This window comes from Streptomyces sp. MK37H, assembly GCF_018035285.1.
Taxonomy (GTDB): domain Bacteria; phylum Actinomycetota; class Actinomycetes; order Streptomycetales; family Streptomycetaceae; genus Streptomyces; species Streptomyces endocoffeicus.
Genome location: NZ_JAAAYH010000425.1, coordinates 1 through 7,600 on the forward strand (window position 1 = coordinate 1; position 7,600 = coordinate 7,600).

Here is a 7,600-nt window from a genome sequence, read left to right on the forward strand (position 1 = left end):
TGCCCCGCGGCGGAGCCGCATATCGATGCCGCGGGAAGGGGCGGGGAGGGGAAGGATCCGCCGGACACCCCCTACCCCTAGGGCACTCAGATGCTGATGAGCCGCTCCAGCACATTGCGATAGCCCCGCATCGCCAGACGCAGCTCCTCCGTCTCCGAGCTGACCGCGTCGTCCTCGTGCCAGGCGGCACGGAGGGTGGCGCGGCGCTCGGCCAGGAGGTCGGTGAGGCGGGCGGCCACCTCCACGAGCAGGGCGTCGGCCTCCTCCACGGCGCCGCGTGGGGAGTCCACGAAGCCGCTGACCGCGTACCGCAGCCGCTGGGTCAGCTTGTCGTGCTCGCTCGTGGGCAGCACGGGGAAGCTGGGGCCGCTCGGAGTGTTCGACGGCTCGCCCGACCGCTGGGCGGAGGACCCGTTCGTCGGCGTGGGCCCACTCCCGTTCGTCGGCTCGTGCTCCGGCATCGTCGCGTGCCAGGACGTCATCGGTTCCGCCGCCTCCGTGTTGCGCGGCCGCTGGGACAGCGGATCCGTGTTGCGCGGCGGCTGGGACAGCGGAGCCACTTCATGCTTCTCCAGCCCATGGCGCCGCTGCCCGTCGTTCTCCGCCGGGTCCTCCGCCGGGTCGGTCGGGTCCGTCACCACGCGCCGCCCTTCCTGGTGTGGCCGAACCGCGTATGGCCATGGCCCGTCCCCGTCCCGGTCCCTGGCAGCCACTTCCGGAGGCCGCTCTCGCTCCGCCGCTCGCCGTGGTGGTGCTGCCGCGCGGTCTTGGTACCGGTCGGGGCGCCGTGGTGCGGCGGCCTGACCAGATCCTCGAAGAACGGCCGGGCGTGCACCACGGCCTCGCGCAGCTCCTCGGTGTCCGCGCGCCCCTCGCGGGCGCGGGCGGCCGTGTCGTGGATCTGCCGGTAGCCCTGGACGTGCCCGGCGTGGTGCACGGACAGCGCCGCCACCTGCTCCTCGTAACGGCCCGACGGGTAGCCACGGTCGTGGGCGAGCCGGGCCAGGAGCTGATCGGCGCCGGTCACCGCGTGTTCCGGAGACTCGATGAACATCTCCTGCATACCGGCCCATTCGGCCACGTACCGCTCGCGCAGCTCACCGGGCAGGGGCTCGGTCCTCAGATCGCCGTACAGCCGCAGCCGTTCCTCGAGTTCCCGCTCCGCCGCCTTGGTGTCGCCCGCGTGCTGGGCGACGTTCAGTTCGTACTCGGGCCCGAAGCGGCGTCGCAGAGCGCGTTCCCTACGGCCGGCGCCCGCGCGGACGACGCGGATGATGAGCGCGGCCGCGAGGACGACCGCGACGACAACCACGATGCTGATCGCACCAGTTGACATGGTCTGCTTCTGCCTTCCCGCTGGCTTCCCCCTCCGCGTTCGGGGGGCTCCTCTCTTCGGGTAGCCCGGTCTTCGGCCCTCAAACTGCGGTGCGTCAGGGGTGTGGTGGGTGCCAGGATGCGGACCATGACGAGTACGCCACGCGCCCACGCCGGTTCGCCCGCCCCCGCGTGCCCCGTGTCTCCCGGCTCCCCCGCGTGCCCCGTGTCTCCCGGCTCCTCCGCGTCCTCCGCACCCTCCGTGTCCTCCGCGTGGACCGTCGCCGCGCGGCCCGTCGGCGACCCCGTCTCGGTCATGCTGCTGCGCGAGTACCTCGTCGATGTCGCCGACCGCTACTACCAGCTCCACGAGGAGCGGGACTCGACCCCGGAGGAGATCGAGCAGGCGCTCGCCGAGATGCCCAGCGACGATCTCGCCCCGCCGCAGGGCGTGTTCCTGCTGGCGCACCATGACGGCGAACTCGCCGGATGTGCGGGGGTGCGGCTGATGGACGCGCGCACGGCGGAGCTGAAGCGGGTGTACGTACGGCCCGCCAAGCGGGGGCTGGGCGGGGGCGCCGCACTGCTCGCGGCCGTCGAGGCGGCGGCGGGCGAACTGGGCGCCGGGCGGATCGTGCTCGACACCCGCCTCGATCTGGTCGAGGCCCGTGGGCTCTACGCACGGCACGGCTACCGGGAGGTTCCGGCCTTCACGGACGGGCCGTACGCCGAGGTCTGGATGGCCAAGGAGCTGGGCTGAGGCGGGGTGCGCCGGGGCGCCGGATCGTCCCCTGGTCCGCCCGATAGTCCACCCGGAACCGCCTGGGTCAAGTCGACGGGGCTCGTCCGCAGTTTGGCGGCTATGCGGGCCAGGGCCCGCTGGTCGGCGGCGGTCAGCGGGTCGAGCACCAGCTGACGCACCGCGCGCACATGCGTCGGCGCAGCGGCGACAACCACCTAGTAGCCGGCGTCGGTCAGGACGGCGATCGTGAAGCGGCCGTCGTCGGGATCGGGGCTACCTCATCAAGGGTTTCCGGGCCCGAAGGGCCCTACCCGCGCGGCGGCGGCGGTCTGCGGTGGTCCGGGCGGGGCTCGCCCTCCCTCGGCTGCTCCGCGTCCGAGCCGCACAGCTCCCGTGTCAGCTCGTCCACCAGCTCGGTCAGGTCGGTCGGGCGGTCCGGTGACCACCAGTCGCCCAGGAGTTCCGCGAGGGATGCCTCGCGGGCCCGGTAGAGCCTGGTCGCGATCTCGCGTCCGTCGTCCGTGAGGATCAGCTCCAGCCCGTAGCGGCGGCAGAGGCCCCGCTCCTCGATCTGGCGGGCCGCCTCGGTGATGACCCGCAGCGGTACGGGCGTGCGCTCGGCGAGCAGGGCGGGTTCGACCGAGCCGTAGTGCTGGATGCGCAGCAGCATCCAGCTCGCGGCGGGTCTGAGGTCGAGACCGGCGCGCCGGGTGATGTCCGCGTAGACCTGCCGGCGGCCCTCCCGGCTGCCCAGCAGGGACAGCGCCCGGGCGCATTCGTCGCGCGAGGTGCGTTCCACGGGGTTGCTGGCGAGTATCTCGCTGCCGTCGGGCGCGGTGACGCTGGCGCGCAGTGGCTCCTCCCGGAGGTACCAGGCGAGGAGGAAGGCGAGCAGCACGACCGGCACCGCGTAGAGGAAGACGTCGGTGATGGAGACGGAGAACGCGTGCCGGACCGCGGCCTGGGCCGCGGGCGGCAGTCGGCCGAGGGTCCGGGGGTCGGAGGTGAGGGCGCCGGGGGTGACTCCGGGTGGCAGGCGCCGTCCGGCGAGGGCGTCGGCGATGTGCGGGCCGAGGTTGTTGGCGAAGATCGTGCCGAAGACGGAGACGCCGAACGAGGCGCCGATCGAGCGGAAGAAGGTCGCGCCGGAGGTGGCGACGCCCAGGTCCTGGTAGCGGACGGAGTTCTGCACGATCAGCACCAGCACCTGGATGACCAGGCCGAGACCGCAGCCGAAGACGAAGAAGTACGCGCTCATCTCGGCCACCCCGCTGGACTCCCGCAGCTGGTGCATCAGCAGCAGCCCGACGGCGGTGACCGCGGTGCCCAGGACCGGGAAGACCTTGTAGCGGCCGGTGCGGCTGACCAGATGGCCGGAGACGGTGGAGGAGACCAGCGTGCCGAGGACCAGCGGTAGCAGATGGATGCCGGACATGGTCGGCGAGACGCCCTGCACGATCTGGAGGAAGGTCGGCAGATACGTCATGCTGCCGAACATCGCGAAGCCGACGATGAAGCCGATGACCGCGCAGAGGGTGAAGGTGCGGCTGCGGAAGAGGGTGAGCGGCAGCACCGGCTCGGCCGCGCGGGTCTCCACCCGTACGAAGGCCGCCAGCAGCACCATGCCGGCCACCGCGAGCCCGACGATCTGCCAGGAGCCCCAGCCGTAGGTGACCCCGCCGAGGGAGGTCATCAGCACCAGGGCGGCGGCCACCACGGCGATCAGGAAGGTGCCGAGGTAGTCGATGGTGTGCGAGGTGCGGCGCACCGGGATGTGCAGGACGGAGGCGACGACGAGGAGGGCGGCGATGCCGAGGGGCAGATTGATGTAGAAGACCCAGCGCCAGCTGAGGCGGTCCACGAACACCCCGCCCAGCAGCGGCCCCAGCACGCTGGCGGCGCTGAAGACCGCGCCGAAGAGGCCCTGGTAGCGGCCGCGGTCGCGGGGCGGGACGATATCGCCGACGATGGCCATCGACAGCACCATGAGGCCGCCGCCGCCCAGCCCCTGCAGCGCGCGGAAGGCGATGAGTTCCGCCATGTTCCCGGCGAGTCCGCACAGCGCGGAGCCGATCAGGAAGATGACGATCGCGGTCTGGAAGAGCCTCTTGCGGCCGTACTGGTCGCCGAGCTTGCCCCACAGCGGGGTGGCGGCGGTCGAGGCGAGGAGATACGCGGTGACAACCCAGGACAGATGCTCCAGGCCGCCGAGGTCGCTGACGATCGTGGGCAGCGCGGTGGAGACGATCGTCTGATCGAGCGCGGCGAGCAGCATGCCGAGCAGCAGCGCGCCGATGGCCACCAGGACCGTGCGCCGCGGCCGGCCCTCTCCGGGGCCGGGGGCCACGGCGCCGGGGGTTCCTGGGCCTCCTGAGGCCGGAGCCGGGCTGCCGGCGTCCCGCGCCATGGCGACTCCTCCTCGCTCCCCTCCGCCCCCTCCTCATCCTCATCCCATCCTCACCTTTATGCCCTGTTACGGCCCGCCGGACCGGTCCGCACGGCGGGCGAACACCTGCGCGGAGGGCGATCGGATGCGCATAATCGCTGCGAACTCCAGGGAGGGAAAGTTCCGTGACGGCAGAGTCCTGCCCGCACTGCTTCGCACCGGCGCGCGCCAACGGCCGCCCCGGCTGTACGTGTGCCGAACGCGCCGCCGCGTCCACCGCGTCCACCGCGACGGCAGGTGCGACCGATGACCAGACCCGGCCGAACCCCCAGGTGACGCTCCCGGAGGAGCGCCCGGCCGGCCCCGATCCGCGCGATCTGCGCCTCTTCGACGAGGCGGAGACGGCGGCGGAGGCGGAGACGGCGGCGAAGGGGGAGAACACCGGGAACACCGGGAACACCGGGAAGGGGGACGGCGAGGAGACGCGGGTGATCGACCGCGTCGAGGAGAGACCCGGCGGGGACGAGGGGGACGAGGCCGACGGCGACGCCCCCGGCCCCGGCCGTCACCGTAAGAGCAAGCGCAAGGTCGTGGCGGCCGTCCTCGCGGGCGCGGCGGCCGTGGCGGTGGCCAGTTCGCTGGCCATCGGCACCGGTCTGCTCGGCGGTGACCACAAGGAGGACGGCAGCGGCGGCGCCGCGAGCGACCATACGCTCGCCGACAGCACCGTCAGCCCCCCGGTCGAGGAGGAGCTGCCGGCCGAAGGGCCCGGCACGTCGTCCGGCTCCCCCTCGTCGAGTACGACGCCCCACCCCTCCGCGTCCGGCTCGGCGCGGGCCGGCGCGACCCCGAGCGAGGGCGGCCCCTCGGGCTCGGCCCGCCCCTCGGCGTCGGCCCCCGCGACCGGCTCGGCGACGAAGCCCGGGCCGAGCGCGTCCGGCGGTCCGACCTCCGCCCCGTCCGGCACCCCCGAGCCGCCCGGCCCTCCGGTGCTGCGCGAGGGCGACAGCGGGCCCGAGGTGGTCGAGCTCCAGCAGCGGCTGACCCAGCTGCTGCAGTACATCGGCGTGGCGGACGGGAAGTACGACGGGGGACTGCGGAGGATCGTCTCCAGCTACCAGGACCAGCACGACATCACGGGCGATCCGGACGGTGTCTACGGCGAGAACACCCGCCGCGACCTCGAATCGAGAACCGACGAGCCGTAGGGGGACGCAACGGGAGCGAGTTGTAAGGGGCCCACCCCCCTGGCGCATAGCGGCGCTGCTTTGTATCGTGAAGGAACAAAGTGGTTCCGCCCGTTTTCCCTGACCGGCGGGCGGAGCCGCTTGTTTTCCTTTCCGTTGCGTCTCTCCGCGGTCCGCACTCCGCGCTCGCGACCAGGAGTCCCGATGTCCCTCACCGCCCGCGCACTCCTCCTCGACATGGACGGCACCCTGGTGAACTCGGACGCCGTGGTCGAGCGCTACTGGCGGATCTGGGCCGCCGAGCAGGGGCTCGACCCCGAGCAGGTCCTCAAGGTCGTCCACGGCCGGCAGGCGCACGCGACCATGGCCGTACTGCTCCCGGACCGCCCGGTGGAGCGGAACCTGGCGGACAACCGCTGGATACTGGAGCGCGAGACCACCGATCTCGACGGCGTCGTGCCGGTCCCCGGCGCGCCCGCCTTCATGGCCGCGCTGGCCGCGCTCCCGCACGCCCTGGTGACCTCCGCCGACGAGGCCCTCGCCCGCGCCCGCATGGGCGCCGCGGGACTGCCGATGCCGGAGGTACGGGTCACCGCGGAACGCGTCGGCGCGAGCAAGCCGGACCCGGAGGGCTTCCTGAAGGGCGCGGCCGAGCTCGGCTTCGCCCCAGCCGACTGCGTCGTCTTCGAGGACTCGGAGGCCGGCATCGCGGCGGGCCGGGCGGCCGGAATGCGTGTGGTCGGCATCGGCCCGCGCGCCGGGGCCCACGCCCCGGACGCGCATGTACGGGACCTGGAGCAGGTGCGGATCGAGGCACTGCCCGAGGGCACGATGCGGCTGCACTTCGCGGACTGAGCGCCGGGACCCACGCCGTGCGGTGATCGCGCCCGGGGTGCCCGGGATCGCGCCCGGGGTGCCCGGGATCGCGCCCGGGGTGCCCGGGATCGCGCCCGGGGTGCCCGGGCGGACGGCCGCCCGGGCACCCCGCCGGTCAGGCCGCGATGGCCTCGTACAGGCTGAACCCCGCCAGCGCCAGCATCACCAGGGCCGCGATCCTGGTGATCAGCCGCAGCGGTACGTACCGCATCAGGGTGCGGCCGCCCACGATGCCCAGACCCGCGACGGCCCACAGGGCCAGCAGCGCGCCGACGCCCACCGACAGCGGGTCGTCGTAGCGGGCGGCGAGGTTCGCGGTCATGATCTGGGTCAGATCGCCGAACTCGGCGATCAGGATCAGCATGAAGCCCGCCCCGGAGACCTTCCAGAAGCTCTGGTCGGCGGGCTTGCGGACCTCCTCCTCGTCGTCGTCCTTCTTGAGGAGCAGCATCGCCGCTCCCCCGAGGAAGAGCACCCCCACGATCGCCTGGAGCAGGCGGTGCGGCAGCAGCGTGAGCACACTGCCCGCCGCGATCGCGAGCCCCACGTGGAGGGCGAAGGCGGCGGCCACGCCGACGAAGACGTACGACGCGCGGTAGCGGGTGCCGAGCATCAGCCCGGCCAGGGCGGTCTTGTCGGGCAGCTCGGCGAGGAAGACGACGCCGAAGACCACGGCGGCGACGGTGATGCTGAACACGGAATGGATACCTCGTAGATCGGGCCGCGCCAAGGGCCCCGGGGAGGGATCGCTTCGGCACGGCAGCGTCGGACACTGCGGCCGAAGGTCTCGCTGGCGCACGGCCTCCGCGTCCCGCGGTGATCCGTGCGCTCCGGGCGCCGGCCCGCACCTCGAGGGGCGGGCAGTATGTCGACGGTCCGGCGAGGAGCTACTCCCCTTCTGCTTCCGCCAAGGGTACGGGACCCCTCGCCGCGCCCAGCCGCCGGGCCTCCGCGGCGCCCAGGACCCACCCGTGGTCCTGGGCGCTCATGCCCTCGGCCCGAACAGCCGCACCGCGCCTGCCCGCACGGGTGGGCCGCCGCCCGTCGGCATGCCGACGAGGGCGCCGGGAAGTGTGACCAGCCCCACAAGCCCAG

7 protein-coding genes and 1 pseudogene are annotated in these 7,600 nt (G+C 73.1%); 3 read left to right on the forward strand and 5 right to left on the reverse strand.

Translation table 11 applies throughout. The annotated features are described in order from the left end of the window. Positions 1 to 86: 86 nt before the first annotated feature. Together GWI24_RS36510 and GWI24_RS36515 are read right to left on the reverse strand one after the other, a co-directional pair. Entirely contained in the window at positions 87 to 641 is a 555-nt protein-coding gene (locus GWI24_RS36510) for a hypothetical protein (RefSeq protein ID WP_210950335.1), read from the reverse strand. Then, positions 635 to 1,336: a hypothetical protein gene (locus GWI24_RS36515; protein WP_210950336.1), complete on the reverse strand. Its 702-nt coding sequence runs from the start codon at positions 1,334 to 1,336 to the stop codon at positions 635 to 637. Before GWI24_RS36515 ends, GWI24_RS36510 begins: the two co-directional genes overlap by 7 nt. A 294-nt stretch (positions 1,337 to 1,630) precedes the next feature. On the opposite strand from GWI24_RS36515, the gene GWI24_RS36520 reads away from it, so the two are divergent. Beyond that, complete coding sequence (locus tag GWI24_RS36520) at positions 1,631 to 2,074, forward strand: GNAT family N-acetyltransferase (protein WP_374103382.1); 444 nt, start codon at positions 1,631 to 1,633, stop codon at positions 2,072 to 2,074. A gap of 289 nt (positions 2,075 to 2,363) precedes the next feature. On the opposite strand, the gene GWI24_RS36525 is transcribed toward GWI24_RS36520, so the two are convergent. Further along, a complete protein-coding gene (locus GWI24_RS36525) occupies positions 2,364 to 4,463 on the reverse strand; it encodes an MFS transporter (protein ID WP_210950338.1) in 2,100 nt (699 codons plus the stop codon). Between the two features lie 164 nt (positions 4,464 to 4,627). On the opposite strand from GWI24_RS36525, the gene GWI24_RS46690 reads away from it, so the two are divergent. Both GWI24_RS46690 and GWI24_RS36535 read left to right on the forward strand, forming a co-directional pair. Next, the gene (locus GWI24_RS46690; protein WP_210950339.1) at positions 4,628 to 5,650 is read left to right on the forward strand and encodes a peptidoglycan-binding protein; all 1,023 of its coding nucleotides are present in this window, start codon (positions 4,628 to 4,630) and stop codon (positions 5,648 to 5,650) included. A 183-nt stretch (positions 5,651 to 5,833) separates the two neighbouring features. Then, positions 5,834 to 6,484 (forward strand): HAD-IA family hydrolase, encoded by a 651-nt coding sequence (locus GWI24_RS36535; RefSeq protein WP_210950340.1) that lies wholly within the window; start codon positions 5,834 to 5,836, stop codon positions 6,482 to 6,484. A 136-nt stretch (positions 6,485 to 6,620) separates the two neighbouring features. Here the strand turns inward: GWI24_RS36535 and GWI24_RS36540 are convergent, their stop codons facing one another. Together GWI24_RS36540 and GWI24_RS45850 are read right to left on the reverse strand one after the other, a co-directional pair. Continuing rightward, the gene (locus GWI24_RS36540) at positions 6,621 to 7,202 is read right to left on the reverse strand and encodes a TMEM165/GDT1 family protein (protein ID WP_210950341.1); all 582 of its coding nucleotides are present in this window, start codon (positions 7,200 to 7,202) and stop codon (positions 6,621 to 6,623) included. 303 nt (positions 7,203 to 7,505) lie between these two features. Beyond that, a pseudogene (locus GWI24_RS45850) lies at positions 7,506 to 7,600 on the reverse strand (ABC transporter permease); the annotation flags it as partial.